General features: G+C 64.0%; 18 protein-coding genes. 15 read left to right on the forward strand and 3 right to left on the reverse strand.

Going from position 1 to position 19,682, the window contains the following annotated elements:
* Positions 1-44 precede the first annotated feature (44 nt).
* From R2676_RS04290 to R2676_RS04325, 8 genes are read left to right on the forward strand one after another with little or no spacing between them, the layout of a single operon-like run.
* Positions 45-2,423, forward strand: a complete 2,379-nt coding sequence (locus R2676_RS04290; protein ID WP_206273900.1) for a bifunctional salicylyl-CoA 5-hydroxylase/oxidoreductase — start codon at positions 45-47, stop codon at positions 2,421-2,423.
* A 1-nt stretch (position 2,424) separates the two neighbouring features.
* Complete coding sequence (locus R2676_RS04295; RefSeq protein WP_206273901.1) at positions 2,425-3,207, forward strand: SDR family NAD(P)-dependent oxidoreductase; 783 nt, start codon at positions 2,425-2,427, stop codon at positions 3,205-3,207.
* Positions 3,204-3,788, forward strand: coding sequence for a MarR family winged helix-turn-helix transcriptional regulator (locus tag R2676_RS04300; RefSeq protein ID WP_027679573.1), 585 nt, complete (start codon positions 3,204-3,206; stop codon positions 3,786-3,788). Before R2676_RS04295 ends, R2676_RS04300 begins: the two co-directional genes overlap by 4 nt.
* 17 nt (positions 3,789-3,805) lie before the next feature.
* Positions 3,806-4,666, forward strand: a complete 861-nt coding sequence (locus tag R2676_RS04305) for an enoyl-CoA hydratase family protein (RefSeq protein ID WP_206273998.1) — start codon at positions 3,806-3,808, stop codon at positions 4,664-4,666.
* A 1-nt stretch (position 4,667) separates the two neighbouring features.
* Entirely contained in the window at positions 4,668-5,843 is a 1,176-nt protein-coding gene (locus R2676_RS04310) for an acyl-CoA dehydrogenase family protein (protein WP_206273902.1), read from the forward strand.
* A 31-nt stretch (positions 5,844-5,874) separates the two neighbouring features.
* Positions 5,875-7,491 carry an AMP-binding protein gene (locus R2676_RS04315; protein WP_206273903.1) on the forward strand — a complete coding sequence of 539 codons (1,617 nt, stop codon included), beginning with the start codon at positions 5,875-5,877 and terminating at the stop codon, positions 7,489-7,491.
* The gene (locus R2676_RS04320) at positions 7,488-7,907 is read left to right on the forward strand and encodes an acyl-CoA thioesterase (protein WP_206273904.1); all 420 of its coding nucleotides are present in this window, start codon (positions 7,488-7,490) and stop codon (positions 7,905-7,907) included. Before R2676_RS04315 ends, R2676_RS04320 begins: the two co-directional genes overlap by 4 nt.
* A 28-nt stretch (positions 7,908-7,935) precedes the next feature.
* Positions 7,936-8,328 carry a RidA family protein gene (locus R2676_RS04325; RefSeq protein ID WP_027679568.1) on the forward strand — a complete coding sequence of 131 codons (393 nt, stop codon included), beginning with the start codon at positions 7,936-7,938 and terminating at the stop codon, positions 8,326-8,328.
* A gap of 340 nt (positions 8,329-8,668) precedes the next feature.
* On the opposite strand, the gene R2676_RS04330 is transcribed toward R2676_RS04325, so the two are convergent.
* The 3 genes from R2676_RS04330 to R2676_RS04340 form a co-directional block, all read right to left on the reverse strand.
* Complete coding sequence (locus R2676_RS04330; RefSeq protein ID WP_206273905.1) at positions 8,669-9,715, reverse strand: LacI family DNA-binding transcriptional regulator; 1,047 nt, start codon at positions 9,713-9,715, stop codon at positions 8,669-8,671.
* Between the two features lie 164 nt (positions 9,716-9,879).
* Positions 9,880-10,758, reverse strand: coding sequence for a 2-hydroxy-3-oxopropionate reductase (locus R2676_RS04335; RefSeq protein WP_206273906.1), 879 nt, complete (start codon positions 10,756-10,758; stop codon positions 9,880-9,882).
* Positions 10,759-10,805: 47 nt separating this feature from the next.
* Complete coding sequence (locus tag R2676_RS04340; RefSeq protein WP_206273907.1) at positions 10,806-12,068, reverse strand: glucarate dehydratase family protein; 1,263 nt, start codon at positions 12,066-12,068, stop codon at positions 10,806-10,808.
* 405 nt (positions 12,069-12,473) lie between these two features.
* Between R2676_RS04340 and R2676_RS04345 the strand changes: the two genes are divergently transcribed.
* The 7 genes from R2676_RS04345 to R2676_RS04375 all read left to right on the forward strand — a co-directional run bounded on the left by R2676_RS04345 (position 12,474) and on the right by R2676_RS04375 (position 19,674).
* The gene (locus R2676_RS04345) at positions 12,474-13,232 is read left to right on the forward strand and encodes an SDR family NAD(P)-dependent oxidoreductase (RefSeq protein WP_206273908.1); all 759 of its coding nucleotides are present in this window, start codon (positions 12,474-12,476) and stop codon (positions 13,230-13,232) included.
* Between the two features lie 85 nt (positions 13,233-13,317).
* Positions 13,318-14,634, forward strand: a complete 1,317-nt coding sequence (locus R2676_RS04350; protein ID WP_206273909.1) for an ABC transporter substrate-binding protein — start codon at positions 13,318-13,320, stop codon at positions 14,632-14,634.
* Positions 14,635-14,647: 13 nt separating this feature from the next.
* Entirely contained in the window at positions 14,648-15,541 is an 894-nt protein-coding gene (locus R2676_RS04355) for a carbohydrate ABC transporter permease (protein WP_206273910.1), read from the forward strand.
* Positions 15,531-16,430, forward strand: a complete 900-nt coding sequence (locus R2676_RS04360; protein ID WP_206273911.1) for a carbohydrate ABC transporter permease — start codon at positions 15,531-15,533, stop codon at positions 16,428-16,430. The genes R2676_RS04355 and R2676_RS04360 overlap by 11 nt, the downstream gene beginning before the upstream one ends.
* A gap of 28 nt (positions 16,431-16,458) precedes the next feature.
* Positions 16,459-17,550, forward strand: a complete 1,092-nt coding sequence (locus R2676_RS04365) for an ABC transporter ATP-binding protein (RefSeq protein ID WP_206273912.1) — start codon at positions 16,459-16,461, stop codon at positions 17,548-17,550.
* A gap of 86 nt (positions 17,551-17,636) precedes the next feature.
* Positions 17,637-18,887, forward strand: a complete 1,251-nt coding sequence (locus R2676_RS04370) for a porin (protein ID WP_206273913.1) — start codon at positions 17,637-17,639, stop codon at positions 18,885-18,887.
* A 19-nt stretch (positions 18,888-18,906) separates the two neighbouring features.
* A complete protein-coding gene (locus tag R2676_RS04375; protein WP_206273914.1) occupies positions 18,907-19,674 on the forward strand; it encodes an HpcH/HpaI aldolase family protein in 768 nt (255 codons plus the stop codon).
* The last annotated feature ends 8 nt before the right edge of the window (positions 19,675-19,682 follow it).

The raw sequence follows: 19,682 nt of genomic DNA on the forward strand, positions 1-19,682 counted from the left end.
ATTCATGACTAAGGTAATACCGCATCAAATGCGGAGCCGTTGTCATGAAGATTGTCTGTATTGGTGGTGGGCCGGCCGGCCTGTACTTTGCCCTGCTGATGAAGCTGCAGGACGCGTCGCACGACATCACCGTGGTGGAGCGCAACCGCCCGTATGACACGTTCGGCTGGGGCGTGGTGTTCTCTGACCAGACGCTGGGCAACCTGCAGCGCGCCGACGCCAAGAGCGCTGCGCAGATCCTCGACGCCTTCAACCACTGGGACGACATTGAAGTCCACATCCGCGGCCAGGTGGTGCGTTCGGGCGGCCACGGCTTCTGCGGCATCGGGCGCAAGCGCCTGCTGAACATCCTGCAGGCGCGCTGCGAGGAAGAGGGCGTCAAGCTGGTCTTTGAGACCGACGTGCAAGACAAGGATTTGGAAAGCGATGGCGCCTACGCCGATGCCGACCTCATCATCGCCAGCGACGGCCTGAACAGCCGCATCCGCACCAAGTACGCCGCCACGTATCAACCGGATATCGACACGCGCCGCTGCCGCTTTGTCTGGCTGGGCACGCACAAGCTGTTCGAGGCCTTCACGTTTGCGTTTGAAGAGACCGAACACGGCTGGTTCCAGGCGCATGCGTACCGCTTTGATGACGAGACCTCCACCTTCATCGTCGAAGCACCTGAAGAGGTGTGGCGCGCCGCCGGGCTGGAAACCATGGAGAAGGAAGACGCCATCGCGTACTGCGAGCGGCTCTTTGCCAAGTACCTCGACGGCAACAAGCTGATTTCCAACGCCACGCATCTGCGGGGTTCCGCGCAGTGGATTCGCTTTCCGCGCGTGGTTTGCCGGCATTGGGTGCATACCAACGCGCACGGCACGCCGGTGGTCCTGATGGGCGACGCCGCGCACACGGCGCATTTCTCGATCGGCTCCGGCACCAAGCTGGCGCTGGAAGATTCGATTGAACTGGCACGCAGCATCGGCCAGCACCCGGGCGACCTACGTGCGGCACTTGAACACTACGAGGCGGTGCGCAGCGTGGAAGTGCTGCGCATCCAGAACGCGGCGCGCAATTCGACGGAATGGTTTGAAAACGTCGCGCGTTACGCCAACCTGCCGACCGAGCAGTTTGCCTATTCGCTGCTCACGCGCAGCCAGCGCATCAGCCACGAAAACCTGCGCCAGCGCGACAAGCGCTATCTCGAACAGTTTGAAGACTGGATTGCCGAGCAGGCCGGCGCATCGCGGGGCCCGCAGCACGGCCCGGTACCGCCTATGTTCACGCCGTTCACGGTGCGTGGCGTCACGCTCAAGAACCGCGTGGTGGTGTCGCCCATGGCGCAGTACTCGTGCGAAGACGGCCAGCCGGCGGATTACCACCTTGTGCACCTGGGCGCGCGCGCCATGGGCGGTGCCGGCCTGGTGATGGCCGAGATGACCTGTGTGTCGCCCGATGCGCGCATCACCCCGGGCTGCCCGGGTTTGTGGAACACCGACCAGCGCGACGGCTGGGCGCGCATCGTGCAGTTCGTGCATGCCAACAGCGATGCGAAGCTCGGCATCCAGCTCGGCCATGCCGGCGCCAAGGGTTCGACACGCGTGGCGTGGGAGGGCATCGATCTGCCGCTGGAAGACGGGCAGAACTGGCCGCTGATTTCCGCATCGCCCCAGCAGTATCTGGATGGCGTCAGCCAATGGTCGCGCGCCATGACGCGCGACGACATGGACCGCGTGCGTGACGACTTTGTCCACGCCGCGCGGCTGGCGGCCGAAGCCGGATTCGACTGGCTGGAGCTGCACTGCGCGCACGGCTATCTGCTGTCGTCGTTCATCTCGCCGCTGACGAACCAGCGCAATGACGAATACGGCGGCTCACTGGAAAACCGGCTGCGCTTTCCGTTGGAAGTTTTCCACGCGGTGCGCGAGGTGTGGCCCAGCAACAAGCCGATGTCGGTGCGGATTTCCGCGCACGACTGGGTGGAGGGCGGCATCACGCCGGACGATGCGGTAGAAATTGCGCGCGTCTTCAAGGCCGCAGGTGCGGACATGATCGATTGCTCATCGGGCCAAGTCAGCAAGAAAGAGCAGCCCGTGTACGGCCGCATGTTTCAGACGCCGTTTGCCGACCGCGTGCGCAACGAGGCCGGCATCGCCACCATCGCGGTGGGCGCCATCTCCGAGGCAGACCACGTCAACAGCATCATCGCGGCGGGCCGTGCCGACCTCTGCGCCGTGGCGCGCCCGCACCTGGCCAACCCGGCCTGGACGCTGAACGAAGCTGCGCGCATCGGCTATCTCGACATGCCGTGGCCCAAGCAATATCGCGCAGGCAAGCTGCAGCTGGAGCGCAACCTGGAGCGCGAACGCGCGATGGCGGCGCAAGCGGCGGGGCTGTCGCCGCTGGAGCAGGCCAACCGCATGCAGGGGGTTTGAGATGGCGACACCTGCAATGCTCACTGGGCACCACGCCGTTGTTACCGGCGCTGGGCGCGGGATCGGCGCTGCGATTGCCGCGCAACTCGCGGCGCATGGCGCCACGCTCACGCTGATGGGCCGCAACGCCGATGTGCTGCACGCCACCGCCAAGACGTTGCCCGACAGCGCCCGCGCGCAAGTCGTGACGTGCGACGTGACCGACGAGGCGAGTGTGTCGGCCGCGTTCGAATCCGCGCGCGCGGGGCTCGGCCCTATCTCCATTCTTGTCAACAACGCGGGCCAGGCCGAGAGCGCACCGTTTGCCAAGACCACGCTTGGTCAATGGCAGCGCATGCTGGCCGTCAATCTGACGGGCACGTTCCTGTGCACCCAGGCGGCGCTGGCCGATGTGCAAGCCTCGGGCCGCGGCCGCATCGTCAACATTGCCAGCACGGCGGGGCAGCGCGGTTATGCGTATGTGTCGGCGTATGTGGCGGCCAAGCATGGGGTGATCGGGCTCACGCGCGCGCTGGCGCTGGAGCTTGCGGCGCGCGGCGTCACCGTCAACGCAGTCTGCCCCGGCTATACGGAAACCGACATCGTGCGTGAGAGCATCGACCGCATCGTTGCCCGCACCGGCCGCAGCGCGGAAGAGGCCCGCGCCGAGCTGGTGAAGGGCAACCCGCAGGGTCGGTTGATCGCGCCCGGCGAAGTGGCGAACGCCGTGGTGTGGCTGTGCTCCGAAGGCGCGTCGTCAATCACGGGGCAGGCCATTTCGGTATCCGGCGGGGAGGTGATGTGAGCACCGAACGCACCCGGCGCAAAACCGCACTCGCCACGCGCGCCTCCGGCCACCACGCCGTTGTGCATGCGCTGGGCGATGAACGTATCGGCCTGGAAGCCCGCGCGCATGTGGATGACCACATGGACGTCAAGATCTGGCTGCGCCTCTTGGCCTGCAGCACGCAGATCGAACAGCAGATCCGCCAGCGCCTGCGCACGCGCTTCAACACCACGCTGCCGCGCTTCGACTATCTGGCGCAACTCGATCGCCACCCGGACGGGCTGCGCATGAACGTGCTGTCGCGCTACCTGATGGTGACCGGCGGCAACGTCACCGGCCTGACCGACCAGCTAGAGAAGGAAGGGCTTGTCAAACGCGAGGCGGATCCGGATGATCGCCGGTCCTTTCGCGTGCTGCTGACGGATGCTGGCCGACGCCACTTTGCCGAGATGGCCGCCGAACACGAACGCTGGCTGATCGAAATGTTCGACGGCCTTGGCATGGCCAACAAAGACGCGCTGTATGCGCAGCTCGGCCACCTGCGCGTCCACCTCGCGCAGCGCGAGCAAGAGCTGGACGCCCGCGAAGATCAACCTTGAACGAACCCGACCCAACCATGACCGACCCGAATCACCATGTGGACCCGGCCTTGCTGGCCGGCAACCGCCGACCGCTGGCGGGCTATCAAGCCAAGCATTTCCTGTGGAGCGTGGAAGGCGGCGTTGCCACCATCACGCTCAACCGGCCCGAGCGCAAGAACCCGCTCACGTTCGATTCGTACGCCGAGCTGCGTGACCTGTTCCATCAGCTCAAGTGGGCGCATGACGTCAAGGCCATCGTGCTGGCCGGCGCGGGCGACAACTTCTGCTCCGGCGGCGATGTGCACGAGATCATCGGCCCGCTGGTGCAACTGAAGGCGCCCGAGCTGCTGATGTTCACGCGCATGACGGGCGAGCTGGTGAAGACGATGCGCGCATGCCCGCAGCCGATCGTCGCCGCAGTTGACGGCGTGTGCGCTGGCGCGGGCGCCATCCTGGCGATGTCTTCCGACCTGCGCCTGGGCACGGCGCGCAGCAAGACGGCGTTCCTCTTCAACCGCGTTGGCCTGGCCGGCTGCGACATGGGCGCCTGCGCGATCCTGCCGCGCATCATCGGGCAGGGGCGTGCGAGCGAACTGCTCTACACCGGCCGCTCGATGAGCGGCGAAGAGGGCGAGCGCTGGGGCTTCTTCAACCGCCTGTGCGAACCGGCCGAAGTGTTGAGCCAAGCGCAAGCCCTGGCCGCCGACCTGGCCGCAGGCCCGACCTTCGCCAACGGCATCACCAAGACGATGCTGCACCAGGAATGGACGATGACGATCGAGCAGGCCATCGAGGCTGAGGCGCAGGCGCAGGCCATCTGCATGCTGACCGAAGACTTCTCGCGCGCGTATCACGCCTTTGTCGCCAAGCAGAAACCGGTGTTCGAGGGGAACTGAGATGAGCGACAAAGACTATCTGCAATGGCCCTTCTTTGAAGACAAACACCGCCAGCTCGAAGCCGAACTCGACGCCTGGGCCACGAAGCACATTCCGCACGACCACGGCCCCGAGGTGGATGCCGAATGCCGTGCGTTGGTCAAGTCGCTCGGCCAGGCCGGCTGGCTGCGCCACGCCGTGGGCGGCACGGCGCAAGGCGGTGCCGCCGAGACCATCGACACGCGCGCCATCTGCCTGATCCGCGAGACGCTGGCGCGGCATTCCGGCTTGGCCGACTTTGCCTTTGCGATGCAGGGGCTGGGGTCGGGCGCCATTTCGTTGCACGGCACGCCGGAGCAGCGCGAGCGCTATCTGACGAAGGTCGCGCGCGGCGAGGCCATCGCTGCATTTGCATTGTCCGAACCGGAGGCCGGCTCCGATGTGGCCGCCATGGCCTGCGCCGCGCGTGAAGACGGCACCGACTATGTGCTCGACGGCGAGAAGACGTGGATTTCCAACGGCGGCATCGCAGACTTCTACGTCGTGTTTGCCCGCACCGGCGAGGCGCCGGGCTCGCGCGGCATCAGCGCGTTCATCGTCGAAGCCGGTACGCCGGGCTTTGAGATTGCGGAGCGCATCGACGTGATTGCGCCGCACCCGCTGGCGCGCCTGCGCTTTACCAACTGCCGCATTCCGGCCAGCCAGCGCGTGGGCGCGGCAGGCGAGGGCTTCAAGGTGGCGATGCGAACGCTCGATGTGTTCCGCACGTCGGTGGCGGCAGCCGCGCTGGGTTTTGCGCGCCGCGCGCTGGACGAAGCGCTGACGCGCGCCACCACCCGGAAGATGTTCAGCGGCGTGCTTGCCGATTTCCAGCTCACGCAGGCCAAGCTCGCACAAATGGCCACCGCCATCGACAGCGCCGCGCTGCTGACGTACCGCGCCGCGTGGCAGCGCGACCAGGGCCACAACGTGACGCGGGAGGCCGCCATGGCCAAGTTGACTGCTACCGAGAACGCGCAGCAGGTGATCGACGCCGCCGTGCAGATGTGGGGCGGCCTGGGCGTGGTCAGCGAGCAGCCGGTGGAGCGCCTGTACCGCGAGATCCGCTCGCTGCGGATCTACGAAGGCGCGACGGAAGTGCAGCAGCTCATCATCGCGCGCGAACTGCTGCGTGCGGCGGCGCCCGCCAAGTCCTGAACACGCCCACGCCAGAGACGGAGAGTCCTCCATGCCCAGCGCCCATATCGACACCTTCGCCCGCGACCGGCTGCCACCGGCGGAGCTGCAACCGGTGTATCGCTTCGACCTGCCGGCGCTGCAGTTTCCGCCGCAGCTGAACTGCGCAACCGAACTGCTCGACCGCCGCGTTGCCGCAGGCGAGGGCGGCCGCCTCTGCATCCAGGCGCCCGGCATCCGCTGGACGTATGCGGATCTGCTGGCGCACGCCAACCGCATCGCGAACGTGCTGGTCAATGAGATGGGCGTTGTGCCGGGCAACCGCGTGTTGCTGCGCTCGCCCAACAGCCCGATGCTCGCGGCGTGCTGGTTTGCCGTGATGAAAGTGGGCGCCATTGCGGTGACGACCATGCCGCTGCTGCGCGCCAAAGAGCTGGGCCAAATCCTGGGCAAGGGCGAGATCGGTTTCGCACTGTGCGATGCGCGGCTCGTCGACGAGTTGCGCGATGCCGTGGCGCAAGCCGCCAAGCCCGTGCAGATGCTGTGCTTTCACGGAGACACGCCGGAAGGGCTGGAGGCTGCCATGGCGCGCCAGCCGGGCACCTTCACCAACGTGGATACGGCGGCAGATGACACGTGCCTGCTCGCCTTCACGTCGGGCACGACCGGCGTGCCGAAAGCGACGATGCATTTTCATCGCGACATCCTGGCCATTTGCGCGTGCTGGCCGCCGCATGTGCTCAGGCCGCGCGCGGACGACATCTTTATCGGCAGCCCGCCGATGGCGTTTACGTTTGGCCTTGGCGGTCTGCTGCTGTTTCCGATGAGCGTGGGTGCATCGACGGTGCTGCTGGAGAAGGCATCGCCGAACGATCTGGTCGATGGCATCCGCACGTTTGGCGCGACGGTGCTGTTCACCGCGCCGACCACGTACCGCAACATCGCGGCGCGTGGAGACGAGTTGCGCGCGACGCCGCTGCGCCGCTGTGTGTCGGCGGGCGAAGCGCTGCCGGTGGCTACGCGCACGCTGTGGAAGAACGCCACCGGCATCGAATTGATTGACGGCATTGGCGCGACCGAGATGCTGCATATCTTCATCTCCGCCGCCGATGCCGATGTGCGCCCCGGCGCCACGGGCAAGGCCGTCCCGGGCTATGTCGCGCGCGTTGTGGATGACGCCGGCAACCCCGTGCCGCCGGGCACCGTGGGCCGCCTGGCGGTGCAAGGCCCGACCGGCTGCCGCTACCTGGCCGACGACCGCCAGCGCGCGTACGTGCGCAACGGCTGGAACCTCACGGGCGATGCCTACGTGATGGACGAGGAAGGCTACTTCCACTATCACTCGCGCACCGATGACATGATCATCTCGTCCGGCTACAACATCGCTGCGCCCGAGGTGGAAGACGCACTGATGCAGCATCCGGCCGTGGCCGAGTGCGGCGTGATCGGCGAGCCCGATGAAGAGCGCGGCCAGATCGTCAAGGCGTTCGTTGTATTGCACCCCGGCCACACGCCGGGGCCGGACATGGTCAAGACGCTGCAGGACTTCGTGAAGCAGACCGTGGCCCCGTACAAGTATCCGCGCGCCATCGAGTTTCGCGCGAGCCTGCCGCGTAGTGAAGTCGGCAAGCTGCTGCGCTATCGCCTGCGCGAACACGACAAATCATGAGCGACTACCACTTCGAGCGCGCCGCGCGCATCCGCTTTGCACACTGCGACCCGGCCGGCATCGTCTACTTTCCGCAGTACCTCGTGCTGTTCAATGGCCTGGTCGAAGACTGGTTTACCGACGGCCTGGGCGTTTCGTATGCGCAGATGCTGGGCCCGCGCCGCATCGGCCTGCCCATCGTCAAGCTGCATTGCGAGTTCAGCGCCATCAGCCGCATGGGCGACGACGTGCAGTTCAAGCTGAAGCTGGAGCGGCTGGGCAATGCGTCGCTCACGTTGGGCCTGGATTGCTGGGCCGGCGACGAACAGCGCGTGCGCTCGCAGCAGGTGCTGGTATTTACCGATCTCAATACGCATCGCGCGATGCCGATGCCGCCCGATGTGCGGCAGGCGATCGAGGCGAGCGTTCAACCGTAGTCGCAATAGAACCCGAAGGAATTGCATCATGGAAGTACTCCTCCCTCCCAACTGGCCGCGTCCGAAAGGGTATGCCAACGGCGTGTCTGCGCGCGGGCGCATGGTGTTTGTGGCCGGCATGATCGGCTGGGATGCGCAGGGCGTGTTCCACACGGATGACCTGGCCGGTCAGGTCCGCCAGGCGCTGCAGAACATCGTCGAAGTGCTGGCCGCCGGTGATGCCAAGCCCGAGCACATCGTGCGCATGACGTGGTACGTGACCGACAAGAAGGCGTACGTAGCGGCCTATCCCGAGATCGGCAAGGCATTCCGCGAGCTGATCGGCAGCTTCAGCATTGCGATGACGGCGGTGGAGGTGGCGGCGCTGGTGGAAGACCGCGCCAAGGTGGAGATTGAGGTGACGGCGGTGGTGCCGGATTAGGGCGTTACGTAAGCTAACGAGAGACAAAAAAGCCTGTATCCAGTGCGCCGTTGAAGGTCATTTGCTCCCATACGTGCTCGATTCACCCCGGGGCGCCGCGTCTCAAGACGGAGCGGCCGCACAATCGGCGGTTTTGTATCGATAGTTGCTCTGGACCCCCGGTTCTCGCGAGCTGATTATTTTGATGGTCAGATCGCTCAAATCTCGAGATGGTTAGGGGAAGTAAGCCGTGCATTGTGCCCAACGGATGTTCTTGTGGGCGTTCCGTTGCGAGGGGTTCCGGGCAGAAGTAGACCTTGATACCCGGATGTTTGCTCCTCATGGCGAAGCGGCGCAACGACTATGCTTTGCGTCGCGGTTTCGATGTTGGCAAGGACACGGGTTCTGCCCCGACCTCTCGACGCCGGGTCGATTCACGCACGATCAGGCGAGGTTCGAGCAGCGAGTATTCACCGTTTCCATCATGGCCGGCCAGCACGTCGAGCAGTTTCTGCATGGCCACTTCGCCCATGCGCTCGCTCTGCAGATCCATCGTAGTGAGCGCGGGCGATGCGTATTCCCCATAGGGCACGTTGTCAAAGCCCACCACCGATACGTCGTCAGGCAGCTTGAAGCCAAGCGCGCGGGCCTCCTTCATGAAGCCGAGCGCGATCAGGTCGTTGTAACAGATCACCGCCTGAGGGCGCTTTGGCGCAAGCATGATGGCCGAGCAGGCGTGTTCCCCAGCCTGTGCCGACGGCGCATGCGCATCATGAACGTCGATCGTGAGCCCTGCCTCCTGGAAGCACTCAGTCACACCGCGGATACGCTCCGCATTCCAGCGCGACTGCCCAAAGCCCAGGTAGGCCACGTGCCGGTGGCCCTCGTTCAACAGGTGTCGAGCCAACATGTACGCCGCGAGATGGCTGTCTGTGCCGACACTCGGGATGGGTAGTTCACGCGTGCGTCCGAACAGCACCACTGGCTTGTTCAGATCGATCATCCACTGGATGGCTTCCTCGGGCATGCGTGAGCTGACGATCATGCCGTCCACACGCTGCGCGAGCGCTTCGATCAATTGGCGCTCGCGCTCCTGGCTTTCTTCCGTATCTACCAACAGCAGCGTGTAGTCATTCTGCATCGCGATCCGGTTCGCGCCTTTCACGATGTTGGTGAAATGGGGGTTGCGGATGTCGAGGATGGCCAAGCCGATAGTGCGCGTCTTGCCCGTGATCATCGAGCGGGCGAGGGGGTTGGAGCGGTAGCCGAGCTGTTCGATGGCTGCCTTGAGTTTGGCCTCCACTGGCGCAGAGAAGCGCTGCGTGTTGTTCATGTACTTCGACACGGTCGCCACCGAGACTTCGGCAGCTGCGGCAACGTCTCGGATGGTTGGAGAGCTCTTTTTCATCAGGTGGCACGTGCGGTTGGCTGGCCGTTGTACAAAAACGCCAGTGGCCAATGGTGCGAAATTATAGGTGGAGAACGTTTTCCGTTTGGGCCTGCGTGCACCGATCTGAAGTCATCAGTGCCGGACCGGCTCGGGCCCGTTTCAATGCGCCAAGGTGGGTGGCCTCAGGCGACAGTGTGGTCTGCCATCAGTTCCAGTGCTCGCACCATGGCGGAGTGGTCCCAGGCCTTGCCGCCATTGGCTGCACACACATTGAAAAGCTGCTGCGCAGCGGCCGTGTTGGGCAGGGCGATGCCGAGCTTGCGGGCGCCTTCCAACGCGAGGTTCAGGTCTTTCTGGTGCAGCTCGATGCGGAAGCCCGGATCAAACGTCCGCTTGATCATCCGTTCGCCATGCACTTCGAGAATGCGCGAGGAGGCAAAACCGCCCATCAACGCTTGGCGCACACGTGCCGGATCGGCCCCCGCCTTCGACGCGAACAGCAGCGCCTCCCCCACGGCCTCAATGGTCAGCGCCACGATGATCTGGTTGGCTACCTTGCAGGTCTGTCCGGCTCCGGTGTCGCCCACGTGCGTGATGTTCTTGCCCATCAGCGAGAACAACGGCTTGGCTCGTTCGAATGCAGCTTCCTTGCCGCCCACCATGATCGTAAGCGTGGCATCGCGCGCGCCGACTTCACCGCCTGAAACGGGTGCATCGAGGTAGTCCGCTCCGAGCGCCTCGACGCGCTTGGCAAAGGCCAGCGTTTCAATTGGCGAGATCGAACTCATGTCGATGAAGAGTTTGCCCGCCGTCAGGCCGTGCGCGACACCATCTTCGCCAAACAGCACGTCGGCTACGTCGGGCGTGTCGGGCACCATGGCGATGACGATGTCCGCTGCTTGCGCAACCGCTGCCGAATTTGCGACAACGCTGGCGCGTGAGCGCAGATCTTCCGGCACGGAATGTTTGCCGCTGACGATCAGGGTGTGGTCGCCCTTGAGCAGGTTGCGAGCCATGTGGGCGCCCATGATGCCCAGGCCGATGAATCCGATGGTTGCCATGATGTTGGTCCGTAGTGTGCAGTCGGGAAAAAGTTGCGGGGCTGTAGTCAGTAACGCGGTTTCTTGCGTGTCCAATCGGGACGGAACTTGCGCATCTGCGAGACATCGTCGCGGTTGGTGATGCCGCAACGCAGGTACTGCTCGTGCAGGGCAGCCAGCGCATCCTGGTCAATCTCGACGCCTAGGCCCGGTGCATCCGTCACGCTCACGCAACCTCCCTCGATGGCGATCTTGCCGCCCTTGAGCACTTCGTCGTCCTGCCACGGGTAGTGCGTGTCGCAAGCGTAGGTCAGATTGGGCACGGCGGCGGCCAAGTGCGTCATCGCCATGAGGCTGATACCCAGGTGCGAGTTGGAGTGCATTGACAGGCCCAGCCCAAAAGTCTCGCACATCGTCGCCAGCACCTGCGTGGCGCGCAGGCCGCCCCAGTAGTGGTGGTCTGACAGCACGATTTGCACGCCATTGAGTGAAACGTTGCGGCGGAACTCGTCCATGTCGGTTACCACCATGTTGGTCGCCAGCGGCAGGCCGGTGGCTTGGTGCAGCGCTGCCATGCCTTCCAGTCCCGGGGTGGGGTCTTCGTAATACTCCAGGTCGCCCTTGAGAAGCTCGGCCATGCGCACGGCTGTCTCCAATGACCAGTTGGCGTTCGGATCGATGCGCAGAGGGTGGTTGGGGAATGCGCGCTTGAGCGCCTTCAGGCACTCCACCTCCACCTCAGGCTCCAGCGCGCCGGCCTTGAGCTTGATGCTGCCGAAACCGTATTCGTCGATCATCTTCCGGGCCTGGGCAACCATTTGCTCTGCGTTGAGCGCGGGGCCCCACGGATCGGGCCTGTACGACGGGTCGACATCGCTGGCGAACTTGAAGAACAGATAAGCGGAGAACGGCACCTTGCGGCGCACGGCGCCACCCAGCAGTTCGTGCACGGGAATGCCGAGCGAGCGTGCCTGCAGATCCAGGAAGGCCACCTCGAACCCGCCGAATACCTTGCGGTCGCCCTTGTTGGCGGCCGAACCCGGCGCGACGTCCAGTTCGACCCCCTGCGATGCCGGCGCCCCCGCTGCCACCACACGCTGCCACAGTCCGTTCAGGTCGAACGGGCTGAGTCCAACCAGTGAATCCTTTGCGCTTAGCAGGCCATCGAGCACCGGTTTGTCGCCATAGGTCTCTCCTAGGCCAACCAAGCCATTGTCGGCTTCCACCTCAATGATGGAGCGCAGTGCAAAGGGCTCGTGAACGCCGCTGGCGTTGAGCAACGGCGGATCACTGATGGCAATGGGGGTGACGCGAACGGCGGCGATCTTCATGGGTGGCTTCCTCTTCTGGAGTGAGGGCGACGGGTCTGTTGCCCTACGTATTGGGGTAACGTTTTCCTATCCTAATCAATTTTCCTGGAGGCGTAAACCTGAGGCGTTCACCCAGAGATCGCACAGCGGGCGGGGGAACAGATCCTCTCGCGAGTCGTGGGAAAGAATGGCCGAATATGGCTCATTTAAGGCATATATCGGCGAATAGCGGTGTCAGGATGCGGCCGCATCGGTGTTCACATCGCTGCTTGAGTGACGACAGATTCTCTTCTCTGAACCCGGCTTTCGATGGGGTCGGGTTTTCACGAATGCGGCAAATTAGGAAAACGGTTGACTTGATTTGTTCCCCTCCCTATAGTTCGGAAACCGTTTTCCAGAAAGTCTCTCTCAGAGCGCGTCCTCCACATGCACATCCAGTTCGACTTCCACGGCAAGTTGGCCGTCGTGACAGGCGCCAGCGGCGCCATCGGCGCAGCGATCGCTAAAGAGTTTCACCGTGCCGGCGCGCACGTGGTCGCCACCGGCCGCAACCGTCATGCGCTCGACAGCCTGCGCGATAGCCTGGGCGAGCGCTGTGACCTCGTCATCGGCGACATGGCCGACGCTGCGCACCGACAAGCCATCATTGACCGTGCCATTGAGCGCGGTGGCATCGACGTGTTGGTCAACAACGCTGGCATGACCCAGACCAAGAAGCCCACCGAGGAGGGCACGCTCGCCGATTTCGACGAGATCATCTCGGTCAACCTGCGGGCCATGTACGCACTCAGCCTGGACGTGATGCGCGGCTGGGTCAGCCGCGGGCACGCAGGTGTGGTGGTGAACGTGTCTTCACCCGGGGCGCAGCGCGCGCACCGCAATAACGCGATCTATGACATCAGCAAGGGCGGCGTGGATGCCATGACACGCTGCCTGGCGGTCGACTTTGGCCGCCACGGCATTCGCGTGAATGCGATTGCACCGGCGCAGATCCCGCACTCCCACACAAAGCATGTCGACCCGGCAGCGGCCAGCGGCCTGCCCCTGCCCCGTCATGGGCTGGCGGAAGAAGCTGCGCGGCCGGTGTTGTTCCTGGCTTCCAGCGCGGCGTCATTCATTACCGGGCATGTGCTTCCCGTTGACGGTGGCTTGCTGGCGCAGTTGCGGATGCCAGCCGTAGGCTGAAGCGTTGCGACGCTACGGTAGTTGATGAACGAGCATGGCGCCACATGCGTTGGACGCCAGGCCGATAGAACAAGCAGGAGACAAGATGAAGACCACCAAGGAAGGCCCGCGTCAATTTGCGCGGCTGACGGCATCTGGCGCGGCATGCGTAGCGCTGTTCGGACTCACGTCGCACGCTCAGGCCGAGACCACGCTACGCGTCTGGACGCGCTCCAATCCGGATGCGCGCGCCACCTACGACAACATTGCTTCGGCCTTCACCAAGAAGAGCGGCATCAAGGTCGAGTACTTCAACGCGATGACGGACTACGAGCAGCGTCTGTCGCGTGCGATTGCCGGCAATGACCTACCGGACGTCATCATCAACGACAGTTCTTCGCTGGGTCTGATGATGAAGACCGGTGTGGCTGCCGAGATCGACCGCGCCGGTTTCCCCGGGGGCGCTGACATTCAGGACCGCGCCTGGCAGGGCGCGCAGGGCTACAACGGGAAGTACTACGCGGTGCCGGTGTCCGTGCAGTCGTTCGTGTTCTTCATCCGCAAGGACTGGCGCGAGAAGCTCGGCCTGCCCCAGCCGAAATCGTGGGACGACATCGCAAAGCTGGCCAAGGCCTTCAGCACAATGCAACCCGCGGGCGCAGGCAAGCCGGTCTACGGGTTTACGTTCCCAGCGTCGGCCACGCGTGGATACACGACTTGGTTCATGAGCAGTTTCCTGTGGCAAGCCGGTGGCGATTTCATCCGCCCTGACGGCAAGGGCAGGTTCCGTGGCGCCCTGGATGAGCCCGCCGCAGCAAAGACGGTGGGCTATTTCCGTCAGATGTTGTGCAGTGACAAGGTCACGCAGCCTGGCGCCATCAATGCCACCACCGCAGATGCCATCGCCAGCTTTCGCTCCGGCCAGACGGGCATCTTCTTCAGCGGCCCGTATCACATTGCCGTGGTCGATCAGGAGCCGGGGCGTGACAAGGTCGAGGTGATTGCACCGCCGCCGGGCCCGGCCGGCAAAGCGGACAGTCTTGGCGAGGGCGAGTTGGCCTACGTCACGCGGTCGGCCAACAAGCAGGCTGCGCTGTCGTACATCGCATTCCTCACCTCGCCGGAAGGGCAGAAGCTTGGCATGCATCCGGGCGGATTCCCCGTCGTGCGCCTGCCCGTCAACAAAACCGTTGATGCCGGCAAGGTCTACAACGACCCGCGCTGGCAGACGGTCGAAACCGTCTACGAGAAGAATGCGCACTACGCGCCTGCCATTCCGGACTGGATGAGCATGCGCCAGCTCACGGCTGATGGCCTGAACCGCATTCTGGCCAACTGCAACAGCGATATCGATGCCGGCCTGAAAGACCTGAACAAGAAGGTCAATCAGGAGTTGGCTCGCCAGCGCGTGGGCGCGAACTGACGGCGGGCGGGTCATGAAACTCACCATCGGACTCCCCACCAAGCGCGGCGCCATACCGTGGCTTTTCCTGCTGCCGGCCATTGCGGTGTTTGCAACGTTCAAGTTCGTGCCGATGCTGCGCGGACTGGAGATGAGCTTCTACCAAGTCCACTTCGGCTCGGATTGGCAGTGGGTGGGGCTCGATAACTTCGAGCGCGCCTTTGTCGACACCGATCTGCATGCTGCTGTGGTGCAGACGGCGCTGTATGTGGCCGTCTCTGTCATCGCATCGGCTGTGATTGCCTTCTTCCTGGCGTTGGCGCTGGAAGGCCCCGCGCGGCATCTGCGGATCATCCGCACGGCGATGTTCTTGCCGGCTGTGACGAGTGCCGCCGTGGTTGCGCAGATCTGGCAGATCCTGCTGGCGCCCACGCCCGAGGGCATCGGTAACACGATGCTGGGCTGGCTTGGCGTGGCACCCGCGGGCTTCTTCGCCGATCCGGATCTTGCCCTTGGCTCTTTGATTGCCATGCAAATCTGGAAGACCGTGCCTTACGACATGATGATCTTCATCGCGGGTCTCACGGGTGTGAATCGCGAGCTGTACGACGCGGCAGCCGTGGATGGCGCCCGTTGGCACCATCGCCTGTGGTATGTGACGTTGCCCGCCATTCGCCACACGTTCGTGATCGTAGGCGTGCTCGGCTTCATTCGCGGCGTCCGTGTGTTCACGGAGGTGTATTCGAGCACCGGCGGTGGCCCGGGTGGCGCGACCGAGGTGGTGATGACCTACGTCTACAAAGCCGGTTTCGTGCAGTTTGACTATGGCTATGCCTCGGCCGTGTCGTGCCTGCTGTTCCTCTTTACGGCCGTGACCACCGTCACCTACCTGGCCCTGCGGCAACGGAGCAAACGCCATGAACGTTAAACCGATCGTCGCCGGCCAACCTGCTGTCATGACGCCCACACAATCTCGCATTCGGCTGCCGGCTGCGGCCGGTATGGCGGTCCGCTGGCTGTTCTACGCCGTCGTTGTCGTCATCTTTGCCGGCCCGTACTGGGCGATGCTGGCCACCGCCTTCAACGCCGACACCGTGCAGCCTGGCCAACTCCAACTGTGGCCCTCGCATCCGTCGCTCAAGCACTTTGTCTATGCATGGAGCGAAGCGGGCGCCTGGCGGCACCTGCTGAACTCGTGCGTGGTGGTAGTGGGCGGCCTTGCACTGCAGATCACCGTAAGCGCGCTGGCCGCCTATGCGCTGGCACGCAAGAAGTTCGTCGGTGCAGGGTTGGTCAGCTTGCTGTTTCTGTCGACCATGATGCTGCCGGAAGAGGTCATTGCCATTCCTCTGTATCTCGTGCTCGGCAAACTGCCGGTGGTGCACGTGAGTCTGCTGAACTCATACCTCGGGATGATCCTTCCGGTCGCCGGGTGGGCATTCTCCATCTTCGTGCTGACCGAATTCATGAAGGCCGTGCCGATGGAGCTGGAGGAAGCCGCCCGCATCGACGGCGCCAGCGAGTGGCAGATCTTCTTCAACGTCGTGCTGCCGTTGGTCAAGCCGGCACTCGGGACCACGGCCATCTTCGGTTTCTTGATGATCTGGGACCAATACCTGTTGCCACTCATCGTGGTCAACCGGGAGACGCTGTACACGCTGCCTGTCGTGCTCGCCTCGCTACGCACCGACGAACACATCTCGCCCAACGTCTTCATCGCAGTGACGCTGCTTGCAATGATCCCCAGCGTAGGGCTGTACCTCGGCCTGCAAAAACACTTCCAGCGCGGGCTTACGTCCGGTGCGCTGAAGGGCTGAACCCGACAACTGACAAGAGGAGCGAAGCATGGCTTCCGTGACCCTGGACGCAATCGACAAGCGCTTTGGCGACCAGCACATCATCAAGAACGTCTCGGTGGACATCCGCGACGGTGAGTTCTGCGTGCTCGTGGGCCCCAGCGGCTCGGGAAAATCGACGCTGCTGCGCATCATCGCGGGGCTCGAAGAGGTGTCGAGCGGCACCGTGTGCATCGGCGGGCGCGACGTCACGCAGCTGCACCCGAAGGAGCGCGACATCGCGATGGTCTTCCAGAGCTACGCGCTCTATCCGCAACTGACCGTGCGCGAAAACATGGGCTTCAGCCTGAAGCTCGCCAAGCGACCGAAAGCAGAGATCGATGCCGTCGTGAACGAGATCGCGCGCTCGCTGGCGCTCGACAAGCTGCTGGACCGCTATCCACGCCAGCTCTCGGGGGGCCAGCGCCAGCGTGTGGCCATGGGGCGCGCGATTGTGCGCAAGCCGTCGGTCTTCCTGTTCGATGAGCCGCTTTCGAACCTCGACGCTGCGCTGCGTCACCACGTACGTGCGGAGATCCGCGAGATGTACGAGCGCATGCGCACGACCTGTGTGTATGTGACGCACGACCAGGTCGAGGCCATGACGCTGGCCGACCGGATCGTCGTATTGCGCGATGGCTGTGTCGAGCAGGTTGGCACGCCAGTCGAGTTGTATGACCGCCCGGTGAACCGGTTCGTCGCGCAGTTCATCGGCTCGCCATCCATCAATTTTTTCGAGGGCGTGGCCCAGGTCCGAGGCGACCAGACCGCCATTCGCTGCGCGGACGGTGTTGAGATCGCACTGCATGACCGTGGCGCCGTGCACGATGGTCAAGAAGTGATCTGTGGCATCCGGCCGGAGCACATCCGCATCGGCACAGACGAAGGAGCGCACGACATCCGTGTCGATGCGCGAGTCAAGAGCGGCGAGTTCTACGGTGCCGAGACGTTGCTCGTCTGTGACACGCCGGTCGGCCCGCTCGCCGCCACCGGCCGCGACCGCCAGGCCTATGGTCTGCAGCACGGCGCGCAAGCCAGCCTGAGCATTCAGTCGGCCAACCTGCATCTGTTCGATCGCGCAACCGAGCTGCGCTTGAACTGAGAGACCGGTTTCCCGCAGTGGATCTGCCACGGGTGAAAACCACAACGCAATCACAAAGAAGACAGAGATCCACAAGGAGGAAGGAAATGAGTTTGAAGACGAAGCTCTCTTGCGCGGCCGGCGCGGTGGCGGCGATGTGTGCGTCCGTCAACGCTCACGCACAGAGTTCGGTGACGCTGTATGGGGTGATCGACAACACGGTCGAGGCTGTGCGCACTACGGGGGCCAACAAGGTGGGCGGCAATGTGCCGATGGCAGTGAAGGACTCCAGCAACAGCTCGCTGTGGGGCTTGCGCGGCAAGGAGGAGCTGGGCAATGGCCTTTCCGCGATCTTCCAGATCGAGTACGGCTTTAACGCCGACACGGGTTCCGGCCCCAGTGGGCGCGATCAGTTTGTTGGCCTGCGCAGCGACACGCTCGGTACAGTGCAGATGGGGTTGTTGACGACCCCGATGCGCGGCCTGGGCGGCAAGCTCAACTTCATTCCGGGCAGCACATCGATTGCCAACAACATCGGCATCATGACCACGCTCAACGGCGTGCAGACAAACCTGAATGCGCGTTTGGCCAACACCATCCAATACACCACGCCCGACATGCTGGGCGGATTGAGCGCGCAGGTGGTGTATTCCCCGGGCGAGGGCAGCGTGGGCCCGACCAACAGCAGCGTGGGCGGCACAGCCGGCAAGCCGATCAACGGCATGTACGCGTGGGGCGCCGGGACGCAGTTCGCTCGTGGCCCGATCTACGCGGCCTACGCCTATGAAACGCGGCGTGGCCAGGCATTGCTGGGCGCGGGGGCGGGGCTCTCGGGCGCGGGTAGCGCGGGCATGGGCGTCGCCGGGGCCGGCTACTCGAATGACTACGAGCACCGTGTGGCTGTGCGCTACGAGGCGACGTGGCTGTCGGCGGGCTCGACCAACTTTTCGGTGGGCTGGGACCGGCTTGGGTCCAAGGGCATCTTCGGCACGGGCGCCTCCACTGGCAGCGGCGAGACCTACCGTGACGCCTTCAGCGTATCGGTCATGCAGAAGGTGGGCGCGCAGGATTTCATCTTCAGTTATTCGGTGGCACGCCCGCTCAAATGCTCGGGCGCGGCGCAGTTCGGCCAGTGTTCGGATGCGCAGCGCGAACACACTGGCGCGCAGCAGATGGTCTTTGCGTACCACTACTGGCTATCGCAGCGAACCATGTTGCAGGCTTACGTCAGCCGCATCCACAACGGCTCGTTTGCCACCTATGACTATGACGTGAACCCGGTTGTCACCGCGGTGGCGAACCGCACGCCGGGCGGGTCGCCGATCGGTGTAGGCCTGGGCATCCGGCATTCGTTCTAACTCTCGGTAGGGCTTTTCCATGCAGCGCAACCGGTTCAAGGCACAGTTGCTCGCCCGCAAGCAGCAACTCGGCATCTGGAGCATGCTGGCCTCCAGCAATGTCGTCGAAGTCCTGACGCAGTCCGACTACGACTGGATTCTCCTCGACACCGAGCACGCACCCAACGAGGTGCCGATGGTGCAGGACCAGTTGCGCACCGTGGCCCAGACGTCGATGTCGGCGGTGGTTCGGCCCAGCACGAACGACGCGGTGGTGCTCAAGCGCTTGCTCGACATTGGCGCGCAGACGGTGCTGGTTCCCATGGTGGATACCGCCGACGACGCGAGGCGTGCCGTAGCGGCAGTGCGCTATCCGCCGGCGGGCATCCGTGGCGTGTCGCTTGCCACGCGCGCCAACCGCTACGGACGCGATACCGACTACGGTCAATGTGCCAACAACGAGGTCTGCCTGCTCGTGCAACTGGAGACACCGAGGGCCCTGGAGAACCTCGAGGCCATCGCCGCGGTGGAAGGTATCGACGGCATCTTCGTCGGGCCGGCCGACCTAGCCGCCACGATGGGGCACCTGGGCAACGTTCGACACGCGGCAGTGCAGGCTGCCATCCATGACGCTTGCGAGCGCGCTCACCGTTGCGGCAAGCCGATCGGCATCCTGATGGCCGATCCCGAGCTGAACGCCCGCTACATCGCAGACGGTTTCGACTATGTCGCCGTCGTCACCGATATCAGCCTGATGCGCACCGGTGCCGATGCGGCACTCAAGCAAGCACGTTCACATCAACGCTAATCACACCA

The sequence above is a fragment of the Ralstonia flatus genome (assembly GCF_958439105.1).
Taxonomy (GTDB): Bacteria; Pseudomonadota; Gammaproteobacteria; order Burkholderiales; family Burkholderiaceae; genus Ralstonia; species Ralstonia flatus.

Bases quoted from the DNA above. Each gene is read 5' to 3' on its own strand.
- R2676_RS04375 (WP_206273914.1), top strand. From the start codon at position 18,907: ATGCAGCGCAACCGGTTCAAGGCACAGTTGCTCGCCCGCAAGCAGCAA.
- R2676_RS04340 (WP_206273907.1), bottom strand. From the start codon at position 12,068: ATGAAGATCGCCGCCGTTCGCGTCACCCCCATTGCCATCAGTGATCCG.
- R2676_RS04290 (WP_206273900.1), top strand. From the start codon at position 45: ATGAAGATTGTCTGTATTGGTGGTGGGCCGGCCGGCCTGTACTTTGCC.
- R2676_RS04310 (WP_206273902.1), top strand. From the start codon at position 4,668: ATGAGCGACAAAGACTATCTGCAATGGCCCTTCTTTGAAGACAAACAC.
- R2676_RS04295 (WP_206273901.1), top strand. From the start codon at position 2,425: ATGGCGACACCTGCAATGCTCACTGGGCACCACGCCGTTGTTACCGGC.
- R2676_RS04320 (WP_206273904.1), top strand. From the start codon at position 7,488: ATGAGCGACTACCACTTCGAGCGCGCCGCGCGCATCCGCTTTGCACAC.
- R2676_RS04305 (WP_206273998.1), top strand. From the start codon at position 3,806: ATGACCGACCCGAATCACCATGTGGACCCGGCCTTGCTGGCCGGCAAC.
- R2676_RS04355 (WP_206273910.1), top strand. From the start codon at position 14,648: ATGAAACTCACCATCGGACTCCCCACCAAGCGCGGCGCCATACCGTGG.
- R2676_RS04325 (WP_027679568.1), top strand. From the start codon at position 7,936: ATGGAAGTACTCCTCCCTCCCAACTGGCCGCGTCCGAAAGGGTATGCC.
- R2676_RS04370 (WP_206273913.1), top strand. From the start codon at position 17,637: ATGAGTTTGAAGACGAAGCTCTCTTGCGCGGCCGGCGCGGTGGCGGCG.
- R2676_RS04335 (WP_206273906.1), bottom strand. From the start codon at position 10,758: ATGGCAACCATCGGATTCATCGGCCTGGGCATCATGGGCGCCCACATG.
- R2676_RS04345 (WP_206273908.1), top strand. From the start codon at position 12,474: ATGCACATCCAGTTCGACTTCCACGGCAAGTTGGCCGTCGTGACAGGC.
- R2676_RS04360 (WP_206273911.1), top strand. From the start codon at position 15,531: ATGAACGTTAAACCGATCGTCGCCGGCCAACCTGCTGTCATGACGCCC.
- R2676_RS04350 (WP_206273909.1), top strand. From the start codon at position 13,318: ATGAAGACCACCAAGGAAGGCCCGCGTCAATTTGCGCGGCTGACGGCA.
- R2676_RS04330 (WP_206273905.1), bottom strand. From the start codon at position 9,715: ATGAAAAAGAGCTCTCCAACCATCCGAGACGTTGCCGCAGCTGCCGAA.
- R2676_RS04365 (WP_206273912.1), top strand. From the start codon at position 16,459: ATGGCTTCCGTGACCCTGGACGCAATCGACAAGCGCTTTGGCGACCAG.
- R2676_RS04315 (WP_206273903.1), top strand. From the start codon at position 5,875: ATGCCCAGCGCCCATATCGACACCTTCGCCCGCGACCGGCTGCCACCG.